At 38.7% G+C, this 20,100-nt stretch carries 19 protein-coding genes; all 19 read left to right on the forward strand.

Annotated elements, in window-relative coordinates:
- Nucleotides 1–72 precede the first annotated feature (72 nt).
- Nucleotides 73–648 (forward strand): molybdenum cofactor guanylyltransferase, encoded by a 576-nt coding sequence (gene mobA / locus IGL48_RS06075; RefSeq protein WP_002361748.1) that lies wholly within the window; start codon nucleotides 73–75, stop codon nucleotides 646–648.
- A 15-nt stretch (nucleotides 649–663) separates the two neighbouring features.
- Nucleotides 664–1,488 (forward strand): formate/nitrite transporter family protein, encoded by an 825-nt coding sequence (locus IGL48_RS06080; protein WP_002357725.1) that lies wholly within the window; start codon nucleotides 664–666, stop codon nucleotides 1,486–1,488.
- Nucleotides 1,478–2,059, forward strand: coding sequence for a hypothetical protein (locus IGL48_RS06085; protein ID WP_002363879.1), 582 nt, complete (start codon nucleotides 1,478–1,480; stop codon nucleotides 2,057–2,059). Before IGL48_RS06080 ends, IGL48_RS06085 begins: the two co-directional genes overlap by 11 nt.
- Entirely contained in the window at nucleotides 2,047–2,535 is a 489-nt protein-coding gene (locus IGL48_RS06090; protein WP_002357722.1) for an NAD(P)H-dependent oxidoreductase subunit E, read from the forward strand. Before IGL48_RS06085 ends, IGL48_RS06090 begins: the two co-directional genes overlap by 13 nt.
- Before the next feature lie 11 nt (nucleotides 2,536–2,546).
- Complete coding sequence (locus tag IGL48_RS06095) at nucleotides 2,547–3,845, forward strand: complex I 51 kDa subunit family protein (protein WP_010777609.1); 1,299 nt, start codon at nucleotides 2,547–2,549, stop codon at nucleotides 3,843–3,845.
- A 2-nt stretch (nucleotides 3,846–3,847) separates the two neighbouring features.
- Nucleotides 3,848–6,568 (forward strand): formate dehydrogenase subunit alpha, encoded by a 2,721-nt coding sequence (gene fdhF, locus IGL48_RS06100; protein WP_282853329.1) that lies wholly within the window; start codon nucleotides 3,848–3,850, stop codon nucleotides 6,566–6,568.
- 17 nt (nucleotides 6,569–6,585) lie between these two features.
- A complete protein-coding gene (locus IGL48_RS06105) occupies nucleotides 6,586–7,788 on the forward strand; it encodes a molybdopterin molybdotransferase MoeA (protein WP_010824627.1) in 1,203 nt (400 codons plus the stop codon).
- Nucleotides 7,789–8,195: 407 nt separating this feature from the next.
- Nucleotides 8,196–8,705 carry a cyclic pyranopterin monophosphate synthase MoaC gene (gene moaC, locus IGL48_RS06110; RefSeq protein ID WP_002397254.1) on the forward strand — a complete coding sequence of 170 codons (510 nt, stop codon included), beginning with the start codon at nucleotides 8,196–8,198 and terminating at the stop codon, nucleotides 8,703–8,705.
- On the forward strand, nucleotides 8,702–9,676 hold the full coding sequence (moaA, locus tag IGL48_RS06115) for a GTP 3',8-cyclase MoaA (RefSeq protein WP_080113401.1): 975 nt from the start codon (nucleotides 8,702–8,704) through the stop codon (nucleotides 9,674–9,676). Before moaC ends, moaA begins: the two co-directional genes overlap by 4 nt.
- A 2-nt stretch (nucleotides 9,677–9,678) precedes the next feature.
- On the forward strand, nucleotides 9,679–10,113 hold the full coding sequence (locus tag IGL48_RS06120) for an MOSC domain-containing protein (RefSeq protein WP_002357714.1): 435 nt from the start codon (nucleotides 9,679–9,681) through the stop codon (nucleotides 10,111–10,113).
- On the forward strand, nucleotides 10,106–10,588 hold the full coding sequence (locus IGL48_RS06125) for a MogA/MoaB family molybdenum cofactor biosynthesis protein (RefSeq protein WP_010824629.1): 483 nt from the start codon (nucleotides 10,106–10,108) through the stop codon (nucleotides 10,586–10,588). Before IGL48_RS06120 ends, IGL48_RS06125 begins: the two co-directional genes overlap by 8 nt.
- Before the next feature lie 3 nt (nucleotides 10,589–10,591).
- Nucleotides 10,592–11,563, forward strand: coding sequence for a molybdopterin-binding protein (locus tag IGL48_RS06130; RefSeq protein WP_002398257.1), 972 nt, complete (start codon nucleotides 10,592–10,594; stop codon nucleotides 11,561–11,563).
- Between the two features lie 18 nt (nucleotides 11,564–11,581).
- Nucleotides 11,582–12,382, forward strand: coding sequence for a molybdate ABC transporter substrate-binding protein (gene modA / locus IGL48_RS06135; RefSeq protein WP_002357711.1), 801 nt, complete (start codon nucleotides 11,582–11,584; stop codon nucleotides 12,380–12,382).
- Nucleotides 12,383–12,390: 8 nt separating this feature from the next.
- Entirely contained in the window at nucleotides 12,391–13,062 is a 672-nt protein-coding gene (modB, locus tag IGL48_RS06140; protein ID WP_002357709.1) for a molybdate ABC transporter permease subunit, read from the forward strand.
- Entirely contained in the window at nucleotides 13,059–14,063 is a 1,005-nt protein-coding gene (locus IGL48_RS06145; RefSeq protein WP_010777613.1) for an ATP-binding cassette domain-containing protein, read from the forward strand. The genes modB and IGL48_RS06145 overlap by 4 nt, the downstream gene beginning before the upstream one ends.
- A 121-nt stretch (nucleotides 14,064–14,184) precedes the next feature.
- Nucleotides 14,185–16,287, forward strand: a complete 2,103-nt coding sequence (locus tag IGL48_RS06150) for a heavy metal translocating P-type ATPase (RefSeq protein ID WP_010822784.1) — start codon at nucleotides 14,185–14,187, stop codon at nucleotides 16,285–16,287.
- 268 nt (nucleotides 16,288–16,555) lie between these two features.
- The gene (gene zapA, locus IGL48_RS06155; RefSeq protein WP_010824630.1) at nucleotides 16,556–16,999 is read left to right on the forward strand and encodes a cell division protein ZapA; all 444 of its coding nucleotides are present in this window, start codon (nucleotides 16,556–16,558) and stop codon (nucleotides 16,997–16,999) included.
- 19 nt (nucleotides 17,000–17,018) lie between these two features.
- A complete protein-coding gene (locus IGL48_RS06160) occupies nucleotides 17,019–17,567 on the forward strand; it encodes a CvpA family protein (protein ID WP_002369463.1) in 549 nt (182 codons plus the stop codon).
- Nucleotides 17,568–17,677: 110 nt separating this feature from the next.
- Complete coding sequence (locus IGL48_RS06165) at nucleotides 17,678–20,044, forward strand: endonuclease MutS2 (protein ID WP_010824631.1); 2,367 nt, start codon at nucleotides 17,678–17,680, stop codon at nucleotides 20,042–20,044.
- Nucleotides 20,045–20,100 lie beyond the last annotated feature (56 nt).

Genomic DNA, 20,100 nt, shown 5'->3' on the forward strand with positions numbered 1-20,100 from the left:
GGATGTCTTATAATAGACTTAATACATGACTAAAAAATATTTTTTTGAACTAATAAAAATTATGGTAAAGGGGTGGCGAAAATTATTGCTGATTGTACAGCAGTGCTGTTATGCGGCGGGAAAAGTTCACGGATGGGATTTGATAAAGCATTATTGAAAATTCAAGGGCAATACGTGATCTTGCAAACAGCTGAAAAGTTAATGGAACTGTTCGAAGAGGTTATTTTAGTAACGAATGATAGTCAAAAATTTCCTAAGGCGTTTAGAAAATGCACAATCATTCAAGATATGTATCTTGGAAAGGGGCCATTAGGTGGGATTGTGACAGCAATGAACTATACTCAGAAAGCTGAAGTGTTTGTAATTGCCTGTGATATACCAACTTTTTCTCCTAAACTTGTGTATCAGTTAGCCTCTAAGCGTGGACAAAATCAAGTAACAATCTTTGATTTTGAAGGTCGTCAAGAACCATTATTTGGCTTTTATCGATGTTCTTGTTTACCAACATTTCAAAAACAGCTTGCGCAAAATAACTATCAGATTCGGCAAGAATTTGAGCATCTATCTGTAAAAACGGTGCAACTATCAAAAGAGAATCAACTTAAAAATGTCAATCGAAAAGAAGAATTGTCTCAGTGGTATCGATAAAAAGGAGGAATCGTAATGGATTTTTTCAGTAGTGAAGAAATAGTTGCAAGCTTAGGTGATAAGGCAGAAATGAAAGGGAAATTATCGTTTGTTCGACTCTGTATTTTAGGCATCATGGCTGGTTTTTGTATTGCACTGGGTTACTTGGCGTTTATTCGTATCACTGGAACCGCCCCCACAGAATGGGGAAGTTTTAACAACTTTCTGGGTGGAGCTTTATTTCCAGTTGGATTGATAGCGCTTACTTTTGTTGGTGGTGAGTTAGCAACAGGCAATATGATGGTAATGACATTAGGCGTATTACAAAAAAAGGTTCGAGTGGGCGCTCTTTGTTATAACTGGATAGTTGTTTTATTGACCAATTGTCTAGGCGGATTTCTTGTGGCGTATTTATTTGGCCATATTGTTGGGTTAACTGAAGGTGCGTTTCTGGATAAAACAGTCGCAGTTGCTCAGGCGAAAATTGCTGATCCACCGCTAGTTGCTTTTGTTTCAGGGATTGGCTGTAATATTTTTGTTTGTTTAGCGGTTTATCTCGGAGCGTTGGCAAAATCATATTTAGGTAAAATGTTTGGCTTGTGGTTTCCTGTCATGGTTTTCGTTGTTTGTGGGTTTCAACACGTGGTCGCCAATGCGTTTATTATTCCAGCGGCAATTTTTTCACAAAGCACCACAATTAGTTGGTGGGATTATTTGCAAAATACACTATGGGTATTTTTAGGCAATGCGGTAGGGGGCAGTCTTTTTATGGCTGTACCATTGATCTTTATGACAAAACCAGCAACTGTCAAACCAAGAGTTGAGAAAACGATTCAGACGGAGGAGCTCTATGGCAATTGAGGTACCAAATATGATTCAAATTGGATCTACTGGTCGGAATAGTGGCAAAACGACATTAGCCGAAGCTCTTATTAAACAGTACCAAGAAGTCTATCCAATTTATGGCTTGAAGATTATTACGATTAGTGGTCAACGAGGGGTGTGTCAACGAGGCACAAAAGGATGCGGAATTTGTACCAGTATTACAGCTGGTTATGAATTAGTAGAAGAGCAAGAGACGATTGGCAATAAAGATACCATGAAATTATTAGCTGCAGGCTGTCAAAAAGTTTTTCTATTGAAAGTTTTTCAAGAAAATTTGGCGGAAGCCATTCAGCAATTTCTGAAAGCTGTGCCGGCCCAAGCATTAATCATTTGTGAATCAAATTCATTACGTAATGTTGTGCAGCCAGGACTATTTCTTATGATGAATAACCAGAATCGTCAAAAAGAATCAGCAAAAAAAGTCATAGATAAAGCCGATTTTTGTTTACTATCTGCTGAAATACCAAAAGAATTGCGTATCTATTATCAAGGAGAACAACTTCAAGTTTCACTAAAAAGGGGGAATAAAAAGGAATGTGTGCATTAAGCTTAATTGAAAAAGAAGCGATTATTCTAGAAAACGATGCTGATCCACAACGAATTTTAAATATTTTAATTGAATTACAATTTGCTTCAGAGGAAGGGTATATCGATCAGGAAACAGCTCAATTAGTTGCAGAGCATCTACATTTAACGGAAGCGCGAGTCTATGAAATCGTCAGTTTTTATGCCATTTTAAAGACGGAACCGCAAGCGAAGTATGTCTTGAAGATTTGTAACAGTACGCCGTGTCATTATACTGGTGGAGCGATGGTTGCAGAGGTTTTAGAAACCATTTTAGAAGTGCCAGAGAATCAGCCGACACCAGATGGCTTATTTATGTATCACAGTATTCCTTGTATCGGGGCTTGTGATTTAGGTCCAGTAATTAAAATTAAGGACACCGTTTTTAGTCAACTAACAGAAGAGAAAATTTATCAATTAATTCAACATTTACAAAATGATTGCTATGAAGGATTGTAGGAGGTGAGTCAATGCTTAAGAGAAACCAACCAATGTTATTAGAGAGAATGGGGAAAATGCAATCTGCGACCGATGTTTCTGAATATTGTAAATACGATGGATTTGATGGTTTAAAAAGAGCAATTTCACTATCGGATGAAGAAATTTTAAACGAACTGGATGTTGCTCACTTAAGAGGTCGCGGTGGAGCAGCCTATCCTTTAGGAAAAAAATGGCGCCATCTTTATCATGCAAAAGGAACCACAAAGTACATTGTTTGTAATGCTGATGAAGGCGAACCAGGGACCTTTAAGGATAAAGTACTTTTATCTGAAGATCCATTGAGTGTGATTGAAGGAATGATTATTGCTGGCTATTTATTTTCAGCAAAAGCAGGTTATATTTATATGCGAGGAGAATATCGCAGAATCCAAAAAACATTTCAAGAAGCACTCGATAATGCACGACAAGCTGGCTTTTTAGGGGAAAACATTTTAGGAATTGAAGGATTCAATTATGATATTACGATTATTTCTGGTGCTGGCGCCTATATTTGTGGGGAAAATTCAGCACTTTTAAATTCAATTGAAGGAAAAACGGGGCGGCCGCGTGTCAAACCACCACACTTAGCAGATGTTGGTTTATATTTGCAACCAACATTAGTAAATAATGTTGAATCATTTGCAAGTGTTCCTGTAATTTTACGAGAAGGTGGACAAGCCTTTTTAGAGATGGGTACTGCCGATGGTGGCGGCACAAAGCTAATTTGTTTGTCTGGACATATTAAAAATCGGGGCTTATACGAGGTCAACCTTGGAACACCATTAGAAGAAATAATTTATGGCGAGCAATACGGCGGAGGCTCTGCAACTGGTCGAGCATTAAAATTTATTCACTTCGGTGGACAATCCGGTCCAATTGGTGCTGTCGCAACGTTAAGAGATTGTTTGTATTCCTACGAAGATTTATGGGCCCATGACTTATCTGTCGGCTCTGGTGCAATTGTAGTAATGGATGATTCAGTCAATGTTGTGGACTATTTAGTACACGTGGCGGACTTTTTTGCTCATGAGTCCTGTGGTAAATGCACCCCTTGTCGATTGGGAACAACTAGGATTTTGGAATTATTGAGTAAATTCAATCGGAACGAGGCAACAGCTAGTGATTTGCCGCGATTGGAAAAGATGCTCACGCATGTCACGCGATTATCAGCTTGTGGTTTGGGCCAATCCGTCGCAAATCCAATGAAGAGTGCATTGGCTTTGTTTCCAGAAGAATTTGAAACGACTGCTGAAACAGAAATCTATGCCACCAGCAAAGGAGGTTGGTAAAAATGAAAACAAAGTTGCATACGCAAACAGTTACGTTGTCTATTGATAACCAAGAAGTAACTGTGCCTAAAGGGACTACTATTCTCGAAGCAGCGAAAGCGCTAGGTGTTGAAATTCCAACGCTCTGTCATTTAAAGGAATTAGCACCTGATGGTTCTTGTCGGATGTGCGTGGTTGAGGTGGAAGGCGGCCGACGTGGTGGCTTAACAACTGCTTGTACGGCACATTGTCAAGAGGACATGGTTGTGTCAACACATTCTGAAAAAGTTGCTGATTCCAGGCGTTTTATTCTTGATTTATTATTGAGTAATCATAAATTAGAATGTTTTTCTTGTGGAAAAAACGGGGATTGTCAATTACAACAGTATGCGCTAGATTATCGGATTGATGCCACTAGCTTTACCGAGGGGAAAAGAATGCCTTGCCACCAAGAAGATACCAGTAATCCATTTTTCTCTTATGATCCAGAAAAGTGTATCATGTGTCGTCGTTGTGCCCGTGTCTGTCAATTGCGGCAGGGAAGAGATGTACTTAGTATTGCTAATCGTGGCTTTGAAACAAAAATGATGCCGAGTTATGGGCAGGCGTTTGATCAATCTATCTGTGAATCATGTGGCAATTGTGTCTCTTCCTGTCCTACAGGAGCGTTAACAGCAAAAGATACAAAAGAGTACCGCAAATGGGAAACCCAGAAAATTCCTACAACTTGTCCACATTGTGGGACAGGCTGTCAGATGAATTTACTCGTTAAAAACAATCGTTTGGTGGGTGTTGAACCCCTAGATGGACCAGCTAATAAAAATTTACTTTGTGTGAAAGGAAAATTTGCTTCATATAAATTTGTTGGGTCAGGAGATCGCTTAACGGAGCCATTAATTAAACGGAATGGGATTTTTGAACCTGCTTCTTGGGAAGAAGCCTTAACGCTTGTTTCGTCAAAATTTAACGAAATTAAAGCAGAAAACGGCGCGGATGCTCTTGCTGGTTTTTCGTGCTCTAGAGCAACAAATGAAGATAATTATGTCTTTCAAAAAATGGTGCGTGCTGCTTTTGGTACCAATAATGTTGATAACTGTGCCCGTGTTTGTCATTCGGCTTCGGTCCATGGTTTAGCCCAAACCTTAGGCTCTGGTGCGATGACCAATCCTATTGCTGATATCACTGAAGATGTCGACATGATTTTATTAGTAGGTTCCAATCCAGAAGAAGCTCATCCAGTTATTGGTGCGCAAATTCGCCAAGCCATCCAAAGAGGAACACAAGTTGTTGTTGTTGATCCGCGGAAAATTAACTTAGTGAAGGATAGTGCACTGCATTTACAAGTTCAGGCGGGAACGAATGTCGCATTTGCTAATGGCATGATGCATGTGATTTTGAAAGAAGATTTAGCAGATCGCCACTTTATTGAAGAACGGACAGAAGGATTTTCAGATTTAGAAAAAATGGTGGCTGATTATACGCCGGAAAAAGTCGCAGAAATTTGTCATATTCATCCAGAAGATTTAATTCAAGCAGCACGCATGTATGCAAAAGCAGAGAAAGCACCAATCATTTATTGTTTAGGCGTAACGGAACATTCGACAGGAACTGAGGGTGTTATGAGTATGTCTAATTTGGCAATGTTGGTTGGTAAAGTTGGAAAACCAGGCTGTGGTGTCAATCCTTTGCGAGGTCAAAATAATGTTCAAGGTGCTTGCGATATGGGCTGTATGCCTTATGATTTCCCAGGCTATCAAAAAGTCAATAATCCAGAAGTAATCGACAAATTTGAAAAAGCTTGGCATGTGCCGTTAAATCGAAACACAGGTTTAACTTCTACTAAAGTCTTGCCAGCAGCAGCGGCAGGAAACGTCAAAGGCCTTTATATTTTTGGAGAAGATCCAATTGTTACGGATCCAGACACAGGACATGTTCGTCAAGCTTTAGAAAGTTTAGACTTTTTAGTTGTTCAAGAATTATTTATGACAGAAACGGCTGCTTATGCAGATGTCGTTTTACCAGGCATCAGTTATGCAGAAAAAGACGGGACATTTACAAATACAGAACGGCGCGTGCAAAGAGTTCGTAAAGCTGTTGAACCAAGAGGACAAGCGCGAGAAGACTATGAAATTTTTTGTGAAGTCATGACACGAATGGGCTATCCTTGTGCGTATGAATCTGCAAAAGAAATTATGAAAGAAATTTCAGCTGTGACGCCTTCGTTTGGTGGAATTAATTATGAACGATTAGAGAAGGAGAGCTTACAATGGCCTTGTCGTAGCTTGACAGATCCAGGTACGCCGATTATGCATGTGGGCAGTTTTGCTCGTGGGAAAGGTTTATTTAAAGCAATTCCGTATAAGCAAGCACAAGAATTACCAGATGAAGAGTACCCGTATTTAATGTCGACAGGCCGAATGCTTTACCATTACAATACCCGAGCAATGACAGGACGAACGGAAGGGATTAACCAAATAGCGAATCACTCTTATATTGAGATAAATGCAGTCGATGCACAAGCTCTGGGAATCCAAGAAGGTGACAAAGTTGAAGTTCATTCTCGACGTGGCAAAATCGAAACCTATGCGGCTGTCGGAAATCGAGTATTTCCGCAAGAAGTCTTTATGACATTCCACTTTCCAGATGGGAATGTTAACGAAATCACCAATGCTGTATTTGATGATATCGCCACAATTCCTGAATATAAAGTTTGTGCCGTTGCGATTAAACCAGTGAATAAATAAAAAAGGATGGTTAAAACATGATCGAGTTGGAAGAAGCACGAGAGAAAATGACCCAACATATGAAGAGTCAATGTGAAACAGAAGAAGTGGCGCTGCTTGATTCCTTGGGGCGGATTAGCGGAGAAACCATTTTTGCAGAGACAGCGATTCCTCATTTTCCTCGTGCCGGGATGGATGGGTATGCCGTTCGTGCAGTAGAAACACGAGGTGCGACTGCTGAAAGCCCAAGTTGTTTAAAAGTCGTTGGTTCTTTAGTGGCAGGGGATTCCATGTTTTATTGTAATCAGACGAATAACTGTGCGATTAAAATAACGACAGGTGCTTTTATTCCAACCGATTTTGATGCTGTAGTGCCACAAGAATGGACGGATTTTGGGCAGGACCATGTTAAAATTTTTCGCTCTGTCACTGCGGGCCAAAACTATGCGGAAATTGGAGAAGATATTGCTTTTCAGCAAAAAATTTTAGCAAAACATCAACAGATTAATAGTCGCATGATTGGTCTGTTGGCAATGCAAGGGATTGATAAAGTTGTTGTATTGAAGCGCATGAAGGTGGGGATTTTAGCGACGGGTAGTGAGTTAGTTTCTTTGGAAGAACCGCTGTCAGTTGGGAAAATTTATAATAGTAATCTCTACATGTTAGCAGCTTTTGTCAAAGCGAGTGGCAATGAAGTAATCCACCTAGACCATTGTTCAGATGATCCTGAAGAATTAGCGAAGAGGCTGATTGAGATTTCACCAAAACTTGATGTATTAATTACTTGTGGTGGTGTTTCGGTAGGTGAAAAGGACAATTTACCTTTAGCGATTAAACGTATCGGAGGAACAGAGTTGTTTCATTTTGTAAATATGAAACCTGGAACCCCAGTTATGGGAAGTCAATTTCAAAAAACACTCATTTTAAGCGTTTCAGGCAATCCGTTTGCGGCAATGGTTAATTTACATCTTTTTTACTGGACATTATTAGCTACTTTTTTTAATTGTGTCGAGTTAAATCTAAAGGAACGAACAGTAATTTTAGCGCATGAATTAGCCCCCAGTAGACTACGTCGATTTTACCGAGCGAAAGAAATAGATGGCACAGTAAATTTAGTGACAAAAAGTCATCTTTCATCCAATTTATCAAATACTTTAGAAACAAATTGCCTGCTAGAACAACCAGCTGGTGTACTACTCAAAAAAGGCGCGCTTGTAAAAGTCTATTATTGGCAAACTTGATGACAACCTGACCTAAGATTAGTATGAAAGTAAGAGCCTGGAACAAAAATCACTTTGGATTTTTGTTCCAGGCTTAAAAATTGATAAACGGCGGGAACAGAAGCAACTCCTTCGGAAATAAGCCGAAATTCTCCAAAAATTAAAGAACAATTTTCGGAAATTACTTCTTATTTCTCGGAGTTAAGCACTTCTGTCCCGACCTCTTATTGCTTATCAAGTTTTAAGACTTAGACAAAAGTCTGGTCAGGCTAAGCGAAGCACGTAATTTTTGTCGCTTAACTTTTTTAACTTCGATTTCTCGCTAAAAAAAATTGTGGATGCCAGATTGTTTTTTTGATGCAAGAGTGATACACTTGAAAAAGAAGTATTGTGTAAACGTTAACAAATGTCAAATGTGAGGTGGAGAAATGGTTCAAAGTAAGGAATTTACGCACTTGAATACACAAGGAGAAGTGCATATGGTTGATATTTCGGAAAAAAATGACACTGAAAGAACAGCCCTCGCTTATGGAGAAATTCACATGTTAGAAGCGACAGCAGAAGCGATCCAGACCCAAATGATTAAAAAAGGTGAAGTATTACAGGTAGCAAGAGTCGCTGGGATTACCGCCGCAAAACGAACGTTTGAATGGATTCCTTTGTGTCATTTGGTTGCTTTGACAAAGTGTGAAATTCAGTTTAATTGGCGCAATCAAACTTGTTTAGAAGTACGTTGCTTTACAAAAACAGTGGGTTCAACTGGCGTTGAAATGGAAGCGCTAACAGGTGTGCAGGCAGCACTCTTAACAATTTATGACATGTGTAAAGCAATTGATCGAGGAATGACAATGACAAACATTGGTTTATTAGAGAAAAATGGTGGACGCAGTGGTCATTTCATTCGTTCTTCAATTAAATCAAAGGAAAGTGATGAGTGAACAGCATGAAAGATGCATTTAACCGTGAAATTGATTATGTTCGTTTGTCTTTAACAGATCGTTGTGACTTACGTTGCACGTATTGCATGCCAGCAACAGGTCTTTGCTTTTTAAAAAAAGAGCAGCTTCTAACAGATGATGAGATTATTTTTTTATTGAGGATATTAGCGAAAGAAGGCATCAAAAAAGTTAAATTAACAGGTGGTGAACCGCTTGTTAGACCGAATTTACTCTCTTTAATTAAAAGGATAAAGCAAATCTCAGGCATCGAAAAAGTAACCCTAACGACTAATGGCATGAAGTTAGCTCGTGAGGCTCAAGGATTAAAAGAGGCGGGCTTGGACGGCGTTAATATTAGCTTAGACACTTTGGATCCAGAAGAATTTCGAGAAATAACAAGAGTTGGTCAGTTAAGGAATGTTCTGGCGGGCTTAGAACAAGCGATTGATGCGGGACTACCTAATATCAAAATTAATACTGTAGCTAGGAAAGAGCTAAGTGAAGCAACAATTGTAGAACTGGCTGAAATCGCTAAGAAAGAGACTGTCCATCTTCGTTTCATTGAAATGATGCCAATTGGATTAGGAAAGGAGCATCCGGGTAAGCAGCAAGAAGAAGTAGAAGCCATTTTAACCAAACATTATGGAATGTTGCAACCATACCAAAAACCATTGGGCAATGGCCCTGCTAGTTATTACGCCTTAAAAGATTTTAAAGGGAAAATAGGTTTTATTAGTGCATTAGGGCATTGTTTTTGCGAGACGTGCAATCGAATCCGAATTACTGCAGACGGCCATTTAAAAACGTGCCTGCATTCTGCAGACGGCTACTCGTTAAAGGAAGCTTTAGCTAAGGAACAAACAGCAGAATTGTTAGGGATTATCAAGAGTGGCATTGCCTGTAAGCCTGAAAAACATCTTTTCTTGGAACAACAAGGAGAACAACGATTTATGTCACAAATAGGAGGGTAAGTATGAAAACAGGAGAAATTATTGCAATAAATATTAGCCCGCGAAGAGGCACACAGAAAAAGGAAATTCCTGAAGTCAACTTAATTAAAGGTTTCGGATTAGAAAATGATGCGCACGGCGGGAATTGGCATCGACAAGTCAGTTTGTTATCTTTTGAAGAAATAACGGCTTTCAATGAAAAAGGAGCTCGGGTTGGCAATGGTGCTTTTGGGGAAAACATAATCGTCTCAGGGATTGATTTACGTCAATTACCTGTTGGAACGAAAATGAAAATAGGCGATTCCGAATTGGTGGTTACTCAAATTGGGAAAGAGTGCCATAAACACTGTCAGATTTACGCGCGAGTGGGCGATTGCATCATGCCTAGAGAAGGAATCTTTGCAGTCGTTGTGACAGAAGGTCATATTAAAAAAGGAGACCAGTTAGACGTTGTTTAAAGTGGGCATTGTAACATTAAGTGATCGTTGCTTTCAAGGGCTTGCTGTCGACCAATCGGGTCCCTTGATTCGTGAACAGTTACCTGTGCTCTACCAGGTAACCAAACAAACCATTTTACCAGATGAAGAAAATCAATTAGTAGAACTATTGCAAGAGTGGTCTAAGACCTGTGATTTGATTTTAACGACAGGCGGCACAGGGTTGAGTGAACGGGATCGAACCCCAGAAGCTACCTTACGTGTAGCAGAGCGAATCATTCCTGGGATCAGTGAGGGCTTGCGTCAACTTAGCTTGGAAAAAACACCATTTGCTATGTTAAGTCGAGGCGTTTCTGTTCAAAGAGGACGCACGCTCATTGTTAATTTGCCTGGTAGCCCGAAAAGTGTAACAGAACATTTGTATTTTTTGTTGCCTGTTTTGCCCCACGCTTTGGATTTAATCACAAATAAAAAAATCATACATGATGAGGAATAAACCATGAAAACAATTCGAACAGAAGAGGCAGTTGGCCTTCCATTGAGTCATGATATTACGCGAATTGACTATGGGAAGACCAAGGAAGTGTGTTTTAAAAAAGGACATATAGTTGTTCAAGAAGATATTCCAATTCTTTTATCATTAGGGAAAAAACATCTGTTTATTTCCTTGGATCCAGCAGAAATACATGAAGAAGAGGCAGCGACATTTTTGTATAACCTGTTAACAGATGACTCATGTCAGCCGAGTGAAGTCCATGAAGGAAAAATTGTTGCTAAAGCTAGCACGAGAGGTCTTTTAAAAGTCAATCGAGAAAAATTAATTGCTTTAAATGAAATTGAAGGTCTCGCCTTGTCAACTAAAGTTACCAATATAGAAGTTCAGAAAGATGAAAAAGTTGCAGCCTTTCGAGTGATTCCACTAACAATTTCTAAAAGCCAATTAGAAAAGGCATGCCAGTTCAGCACGTCTGAGCCACTAATCTCTGTGAAACCTTTCAAAAAAATACGGGTCGGGATTGTAACTACTGGCAGTGAAGTTTACACAGGATTGGTTGAGGATGCTTTTTACCCTGTGTTAAAAGCCAAGTTCTCCGCGTATCCTTTAGTTACGATTGTCAAGCAAGAAATTGTCGATGATCAGCCGCAAAAAATTACTGTTGCGATCAAAAAGATGTTAGCACAAGGGCTTGATCTGATTGTTTGTACAGGTGGTATGAGTGTAGATCCTGATGATTTGACACCGTTAGCAATTAAGCAGACAGGTGCTGAAATCGTAACCCATGGGACACCAGTCTTACCAGGCTCAATGTTTTTGCTGGCTTATAAAGGAGAGCAAACGATCATTGGCTTACCAGGTGGTGTTTTATTTTCAGAAAAAACGGTTTTTGATTTGTTGTTACCAAGATTAATGGCCAAAGAAGTGATTAAAAAATCTGAAATTATTGACTTGAGTTATGGCGGGTATTTATAAAAGAAAAGAGGCGTTCAAATGTCTAAACAAAAAAAGACTGTGTTCTTGCTTAGTTTATTCAGTTTAGTTGCCCTAATTGCTGCATGTACAAATCAGCCGCAAAAAGAAACAGTTTCAACAAAAAAAGAAGAAATAACCCTTGCGGCAGCAGCTAGCTTAGAATCAGTCATGGAGAAGAAAATTATTCCAGCCTTTGAAAAAGAGCATCCAGATATTCAGGTAACTGGAACCTATGATAGTTCTGGAAAATTACAGATGCAAATTGAAAAAGGCCTAAAAGCCGATGTATTTTTCTCGGCTTCGACAAAACAAATGAATGCATTGGTTGCAGAAAAACTAATTAATAAGAAAAGTGTCGTTCCTTTATTGGAAAACCAGCTTGTTCTTATTGTGCCTAACCAAGATCAAGCAAAGTGGCATGATTTTTCTGATTTAAAAAAAGCCCAAATGATAGCAATTGGTGATCCTGCAAGTGTTCCAGCTGGTCAATATGCCGAAGAAGGCTTAAAAGCTTTAGGCGCTTGGTCTTATGTAGAAAAACACGCAAGCTTTGGCACGAATGTAACAGAAGTCCTTGAATGGGTGGCTAATGCAAGTGCAGAAGCTGGCTTGGTTTATGCGACAGATGCAGCAACCAATTCAAAAGTAGCGATTGTTGCGGCCATGCCTGAAGCTGCTTTGAAAAAGCCAATTATCTATCCAGTTGGTAAAGTTGCCGCCTCTAAGAAACAAAAATCAGCGGATGCTTTTTTAAATTTTTTACAGAGTCAACAATGCAGAAAATATTTTGAAAATATTGGCTTTAAGTTAACAAAGTAGGTGGGAAAATGGATGTTCGACCAATTCTTTTATCTTTTCAGACAGCAATAATCGCCATTTTATTTACTTTTGTTTTAGGAACAGGCGTTGCGTATATTGTTTTTCGTTTGAAAAATCGTAAATTAAAAATTCTTTTGAATAGTTTATTTACGTTGCCATTAGTTTTACCGCCGACGGTTTTTGGTTTTTTTCTCTTAACTATTTTTGGTGTTCAGCAACCAGTGGGCCAGTTTTTACTTGATTTTTTTGCCATTCAAGTTGTTTTTTCATGGCCAGCTACGGTTATTGCTGCCGTTGCTGTTTCATTTCCTTTAATGTATCGTTCAGCCTTAACGGCGTTTGAACAAATGGATAGTGAATTGTTGGCTGTGGCCCAGACACTCGGATTTTCGGAAAGTCGATATTTTAGAAAAATTGCGTTACCTTTGTCGATGAACGGTCTCTTGGCCGGTGGCGTGTTAGCCTTTGCCCGTGGGTTAGGCGAATTTGGAGCGACGACAATGTTAGCGGGGAATATTGCTGGCAAAACAAGAACGCTTCCTTTAGCTATCTACTCTGCTGTAGCAAGTGGGGATTGGCGTTTAGCCAATCAATATGTTGTGATTATGTTATTACTTTGCTTGATTATTTTATTTTTTACGGAATTTTTTAGTCAGCGCGCTTGGAGAAGATCGGAATGAGATTAATTGTTGATATTCAAAAAGAATTGAAAAGTCATACTTTGCAAATTCAGTTTGAAACAAAGACGCAAACAACGGGAATTTTAGGTGCTTCTGGTTGTGGCAAGAGTATATTATTAAAATGTATTGCGGGTGTTGAGACTGCGGATAAAGGTCAGATTGTTTTAAATGATCAAGTCTTATTCGATGCTGAAAAAAAGATCAATTTGTCGCCGCAACAACGAAAAATTGGTCTTTTGTTTCAACAGTATGCGTTGTTCCCTCATTTGTCGGTAGTAGAAAATCTGACGTGCGTGACAAAAGATTTACAATTGGTCACTCAATTGCTTGCATCTTTTCACTTAACTAAAGTCCAACAACAATATCCTAGTCAACTTTCTGGAGGACAAAGACAGCGAGTGGCTTTTGCACGAATGCTAGCGGCTCAGCCGGCTTACCTGTTATTAGATGAGCCATTTTCCGCATTAGATGCACCCTTAAAGGAAGAGCTGCAAATTGAACTTCAACAGCGATTAAGTAATTTAAATCAACATGCCTTAATTGTGAGTCATAGTTTAGATGAACTGTATAAGTTATGTCAGAGTTTAGTGATAATCACAAAAAACCAAACACTTTTTGGTGCAACAAATCAATTATTTAACCAACCTCAAACGATTGAAGCAGCTAAACTCACTGGTTGTAAAAATATTTGGCCTGTCAAACGCATAGATGCGCACAGAGTCCAAGTGATTGGCTGGCAACAAACACTAACGGTTACACAAGAAGTTCCTATTTCTTGTCATTCTATTGGAATTCGGGCCCATGATTTCACAACAGAACCGCAGGCAACCAATCAGATCGAAGTGCATCACTTACAAACATTGTCAGCACCTTTTGAACAAAGTGCTTGGTTTCAACACCAACAAACCAAAATTTGGTGGAAAGGCAGCAATAGACTCAATCCGAAAGTTATTACTCAGTTATCCATTCCACCTACAGCAATTATGCCATTATGTCTATAAAATAGAAAAAGATTACGTGAAGCGGTTGACATATGATTGCATCTTCATTTATAATAGATTCATGAAAGGTTATTCATGTAAACGGAATAATCGCTATTATATAGGGAGTGAAGGTGTTTAAATGCAAAAGAGTTATAAACTAGAAGGACTTGATTGTGCAAGTTGTGCAGATAAAATTGAAAAATCTGTCCAAAAAATTCACGGAGTAGAAAAAGCGCGTGTAGACTTCATGGCTGAAAAAATGACACTGGAAGTTGAATCAGGACATGATTTAGAAGTCGAAAATGAAGCGCGTGCAGTGATTGGTAAGTTAGAACCAGATGTCAAAGTTATTTCTTTAAAAGATGTCAAAGAAGAAGAGGGACGTAATCCAAATAAGAATCGCTTAATTCGTATCATTATTGCATTTGTTTTATTTTTAGCACTTATTATCATTAAGCCAAGTAATAATTGGGTTGCTTTGGCGTCTTATTTAGTCGTTTATGTCTTAATTGGTGGCGACATTGTCAAACGAGCGGTAACGAATATTTTTCGTGGGGAAGTGTTTGATGAAAATTTCTTAATGTCTGTGGCAACGATCGGGGCATTCTTTATTGGGGAATATCCCGAAGCTGTGGCAGTAATGTTGTTCTACCAAGTCGGCGAATGGTTCCAAAGTGCTGCGGTTGATCAATCCAGAAAATCAATTGCCAAATTAATGGATATTCGTCCAGATTCAGCAAATCTTTTAGTAAATGGACAAATAAAAGCGGTCGCTCCAGATACAATTGAAATTGGGCAACAAATATTAGTGAAACCAGGTGAAAAAGTTCCGTTAGATGGCCACATTATTGATGGATCAAGCATGGTAGATACCTCTGCGTTAACTGGTGAATCCGTTCCAAGAACGGTCAAAGTCGGCGATGAAATCTTAGGTGGTTTTATCAATAAAAATGGGGCCTTGACCATTAATGTTACGAAAAAATTTGGGGATTCAACAGTTAGCAAAATTTTAGATTTAGTTGAAAATGCTAGCAGTAAAAAAGCCCCTGCAGAAAACTTTATTTCTAAATTTGCTCGTTACTATACACCAGTTGTCGTTGTTTTAGCTGTCTTATTGGCAGTGATTCCACCATTTATTTTCCCTGATACTTCTATTAATGAATGGGTTTATCGGGCATTAACGTTCTTGGTTATTTCTTGTCCATGTGCCTTAGTCATTTCTGTTCCTTTAAGTTTCTTCGGTGGAATTGGCGGAGCCAGCAAACTAGGTGTTTTAATTAAAGGAAGCAACTATTTAGAAATTTTAGCGAATACGGAAACGATTGTTTTTGATAAAACTGGTACGCTAACAAAAGGAAATTTTGTGGTTCAAAACATAACTAGTGTTGTTTTACCTGAAGAAGAGTTGTTACGTTTAACAGCAACAGCAGAACAATTATCCACTCATCCTATTGCTATTTCTATTAAAGAAAGCTATGGCAAAGAAACTGTTCCAGCAACAGCAATTGAAGAGGTTGCCGGACACGGTATCAAAGCCACAATTGAAGGCAAAACAGTTTTAGTCGGTAATGCGAAGTTAATGAAACAATTTGGTATCGAAGCACCAGAAGTGAAGGAAGCGGGAACTTTAATTTTTGTCGCTATTGATAATCAATTTGCAGGCTACTTAGTGATTGCGGATCAATTGAAACCAGATGCCATTTCAGCAATAAAAGAATTAAAAGCTGAAGGGGTCAAACAAACTGTTATGCTGACTGGAGACAATCAACAAGTTGCAGAAGCTATTGCAAAAGAAGTTGGTGTTGACAAAGTTTATGCAGAACTTTTACCAGATGGCAAAGTGGATCGTTTAGAAGAGTTGTTAAAAGCATCCTCACCTAAAAACAAAGTTGCCTTTGTTGGTGACGGCATGAATGATGCACCTGTTTTAGCCCGGGCTGATGTTGGGATTGCCATGGGTGGTTTAGGAAGTGACGCGGCAATTGAAGCTGCTGATGTGGTGATTATGAATGATGAACCAAGTCGTATCGCCTCTGCGATTAAATTATCAAGAAAAACATTGAGAATTGTTAAACAAAACATTATCTTTGCGATTGCTGTTAAAATCATTGTTTTGGTACTAGGTGCATTAGGCTTGGCTTCAATGCAAGCAGCAGTGTTTGCTGATGTTGGTGTAACTATTATCGCTGTTTTAAATGCTATGCGTTGTTTACGTGTAGAAAAGATGAAAGATAATAACTAAGCCTTAAAAAGTACAGCTGAGACAAACGTTTTTAGCTGATTATCAGGTTTTGAGCGTGGGACAAAAATCACTTTGACTTTTTGTTCCACGCTTTTTCTCCTACACAATTTCTATTCGTTCTTAAATTGCCAGAGTTCTTGTAAAGAAATCTTTAAATTTTTCGCTTTGTGGCATATAATAAGAGAGAATTTGTACGAAAATTGCGCTTCGCTTTTTTTTCATGGTACAATAAGCAAGAATGGATTGATTTACAGGAGGGAACCTCAACATGGCATCAAATGAAAAAACACGATATAAAGCAATCATTGCAGACCATACGTATACAATTATTGGCCAAGAGTCAAAACAACATATGGATTTAGTCACAAAAATTGTCAACGAACAACTGGCGGAAATTAAACATCTTTCTCCGCAAACTGATACGGAACAAGCTTCTGTTTTATTAGCAATTAATGCAATTTCAGATCAACTAAAAAAACAAGAATATGCTTTAAAATTGGAAAAACAAGTAGCAGATTTAAAACAGAAAACCATTCGTTTGGCTGAATTAGAGAATCGTGTGCGCCGAATGGAAATTATCGAAGAAGAAGCACGGGATGTTTTGAAAAAGAATGGACAAGAAGATGTAGAAATTCATAATCATGTGGAAGCCCAACAAATTTTGAATGAAAATCGAAAACAGCGGATTCAAAATAAAGGTGTTTCGGAGTAGTTCCTGAAAGGATGACAAGATGTTAACAATACTTATTTTATTACTTTTAGCCTTTGGATTTTATACAGGAGCTAAACGAGGCTTGATTTTACAAGTGCTCTATTCGGTAGGTTACTTAATTTCATATTTTGTTGCTCGAACTTATTACAAAGAGGTCGCCTCTCATTTAGAATTGTATATTCCATATCCATCGGTTACGCCAACGTCAAAGCTTGTCTTTTTTAATCAAGAGATTTCTTTAGACTTGGACAAAGCCTTTTATTCAGCGGTTGCGTTTTTATTATTGCTGTTTGCAGGCTGGTTGGTCGTTCGTTTTTTAGCGATCTTTTTACATGGATTAACATTTATTCCAGTTTTGAAACAGGTAAATGGACTATTAGGTGGCGTATTAAGTGTTCTTGTGTTATACGTGGGTCTTTTTCTAGTGTTAGCTACGGCGTCAATGATTCCGTCAGATGTTGTCCAAAATCAGTTTCGGTCAAGTGGCTTGGCACGAGGCATTGTAAAAAATACCCCAATTCTAACAAAACAAGCATATGAATTATGGGTTGAACCAATTACGAAATAAAGCTGAATGGGACTGAGATAGAGATAAGAAGTAAGTGAGCAAAGCGAAACTTCTTATGTTATGTCTCAGTCTTTTCAACAAATGAAAAAGTTAGAAAAGTAGGTGGAAAAATGAATCAGCGTATTCTATCAACATTAGGGTTTGATAAAGTAAAACAACAGTTGTTGCAATTTATTGTGACAGCTCAGGGGACAAACGAAGTTTCGGAATTATTACCGATTGCTGATGAAAATAAAATTCAATCATGGCTAAATGAAACACAGGATGGTTTAAAAGTTCAACGATTACGTGGTGGAATCCCCATTCCTAAATTAGAAAATATCCAACCACACATGAAACGGATTGAAATTGGTGCGGATTTAAATGGCATAGAATTAGCACAAGTAGGCCGTGTCTTGTCGACTACTTCAGAACTGACTCGTTTTTTTGATGAGTTAAGTGAAAATGAAGTGGATTTTGAACGTTTATATATGTGGCGAGAGCAACTAGAAGTTTTGCCTGAATTAAATCGCCAACTCAAACAAGCCATTGATGATGATGGCTACGTCACAGATGAAGCTTCGCCAGCCTTAAAGGCAATTCGGCAAAATATTCGACGTAGTGAGCAGACCATTCGAGAAGAACTAGATAGTATTATTCGTGGGAAAAACGCACGTTACCTTAGTGATGCCCTTGTTACTATGCGAAATGAACGCTACGTGATTCCAGTCAAACAAGAATATAAAAATATTTTTGGTGGCGTGGTTCATGACCAAAGTGCTTCAGGACAAACCTTATTTATTGAACCTAAACAAATTTTAGAAATGAATAATCATTTGCGACAACAACAAATTGCCGAAAGAAATGAGATTACTCGCATCTTGGCAGAACTGTCGGCTGAGTTGGTTCCTTATCGCCGAGAAATTACGCATAACGCTTATGTCATCGGTAAACTTGATTTTATTAATGCTAAGGCGCGACTAGGAAAAGAACTAAAAGCAGTTGTTCCAGAAATTAGTCAAGCAAATCATGTAGTTTTTAAACAAGCCCGGCACCCACTATTGGATCCAGAAAAAGCTGTAGCCAATGACATTGTGATTGGTGAAGAATATCAAGCAATTGTGATTACGGGGCCTAATACCGGCGGGAAAACCATTACTCTGAAAACGTTAGGTCTTTTACAATTAATGGGCCAAGCTGGATTACCTATTCCAGTGGAAGAAGAGAGTAAAATGGGTATTTTTACAGAAGTATTTGCGGATATCGGGGATGAACAATCGATTGAACAAAGTTTAAGTACTTTCTCTTCACATATGACGAATATCGTGTCTGTCTTAAAGAAAGTCGATCATCAAAGTTTAGTACTATTTGATGAATTAGGTGCTGGGACAGATCCGCAAGAAGGGGCCGCTTTAGCGATTGCCATTTTAGATTCATTGGGCGCTAAAGGAGCCTATGTGATGGCAACAACCCATTATCCTGAATTAAAAGTGTATGGCTATAATCGAGCTGGAACAATCAATGCCAGTATGGAATTTGATGTAGATACTTTGAGTCCAACCTATCGTTTATTAATTGGCGTGCCTGGCCGAAGTAATGCTTTTGAAATTTCGAAACGTCTTGGATTAGACAACAGTATTATTGAAGCTGCAAAACAAATAATGGACGGTGAAAGTCAAGATTTAAACGAAATGATTGAAGACCTGGAAAATCGTCGCAAAATGGCCGAAACTGAATATTTAGAAGCTCGCCACTATGTCGATGAATCGGCCGCTTTGCATAAAGAACTGAAAGAAGCCTATCAAGTATTTTTTGAAGAACGAGAAAAAGAATTACAAAAAGCGCGGAAAGAAGCAAATAAAATTATTGCAGAAGCGGAAGAAAACGCAGAAACCATTATTTCTGATATTCGCAAAATGCAATTGGAAAGTGGCCAACAAGGTGGTGTCAAAGAACATCAGTTAATTGATGCGAAAACACAACTTTCTCAATTACACCATGAAGAAACCAAGCTTGCTAAAAACAAAGTGCTGAAGAAGGCGAAAGAGCAGAAAAAATTAAAAGCTGGCGATGAAGTAATTGTCAATACTTACGGCCAACGAGGGACCTTATTAAAAGACAACGGCAAAGGACAATGGCAAGTCCAATTAGGCATTTTAAAAATGAACGTATCTGAAGAGGATATGACGCCTGTCGCTCCACAAAAAGAAGCAAAACCAAGAGTTACAACGGTTCGTTCTGCAGAAAGCAGTCATGTTGGCACACAACTAGACTTACGTGGCAAACGCTACGAAGAAGCATTGGCAGAAGTTGACCAATACATTGATGCTGCGATTCTAGCGGGCTATCCACAAGTAACCATTGTTCACGGCAAAGGAACAGGTGCATTAAGAACCGGAATAACGGAATTTTTAAAAAATCACCGCAGTGTGAAAAGCTATGAATTTGCGCCACAAAACCAAGGTGGTAATGGTGCGACTGTCGTAAAATTCCAATAAATAAGGACTTACAATAAGTAAGCAGAACACTCGCTATCTTAGAGATGACGTGTTAT

Origin of the sequence: Enterococcus sp. DIV1090 (assembly GCF_050537975.1) — a bacterium.
Lineage (GTDB): Bacteria > Bacillota > Bacilli > Lactobacillales > Enterococcaceae > Enterococcus > Enterococcus faecalis.